Annotated in this window: 1 protein-coding gene; it reads left to right on the top strand. The window is 60.3% G+C overall.

The features are described 5' to 3' along the window. The coding region (locus V7680_RS15680; RefSeq protein ID WP_335654182.1) for an acyl-CoA dehydrogenase family protein at window positions 1-738 on the top strand (738 nt) is incomplete at both ends.

The following is a 738-nucleotide window of genomic DNA, read 5'->3' on the forward strand; positions in this document are numbered from 1 at the left end:
AATATGTATTTGCTGGGCAAGGTCGGCTCTGATGACATGAAAGAACGGTTTTTAGCACCGATGGTCGAAGGCAAGATGCGGTCGGCCTTTTTCATGACGGAGCCCGCGGCCGAAGGGGGTGCCGGGTCTGACCCGATGATGATGCAGACGACCTGCAAGATGGACGGGAACCACTGGGTCATCAACGGGCACAAGACGCTGATCACCGGGGCTGATGGGGCGGGGCTTGGCATTGTCATGGCCAAATCTGAGGATGGGGCCTGCATGTTCCTTGTCGATCTACCCGATCCCGCGATCCGGATTGAGCGGGTGCTGGACACCATCGACGATTCCATGATCGGCGGACATTCGGTCATCAACATCGACAATCTGCGGGTGCCCGCGAGCCAGATGCTGGGCGAAAGCGGCGAAGGTTTCCGCTATGCTCAGGTGCGCCTGTCGCCTGCGCGTCTGACCCATTGCATGCGCTGGCTCGGTGCGGCGATCCGCGCCAACGAGATCGCAAGCGATTATGCCAACCGCCGCATGGCTTTTGGCAAACCGCTGGTGGATCACGAGGGCGTCGGATTTATGCTGGCCGAGAACATGATCGACCTCAAGCAGGCCGAGCAGATGGTCTATTGGTGTGCAGATGTGCTGGATGCCGGCGAGCTGGGTACGGTAGAAAGTTCGATGGCCAAGGTGGCCGTGTCCGAGGCGCTGATGCGGGTCGCGGACCGCTGCGTTCAGGTGATGGGC

It is taken from the genome of Parasphingorhabdus sp. (assembly GCF_036963705.1).
In the GTDB taxonomy this organism is placed as follows: domain Bacteria; phylum Pseudomonadota; class Alphaproteobacteria; order Sphingomonadales; family Sphingomonadaceae; genus Parasphingorhabdus.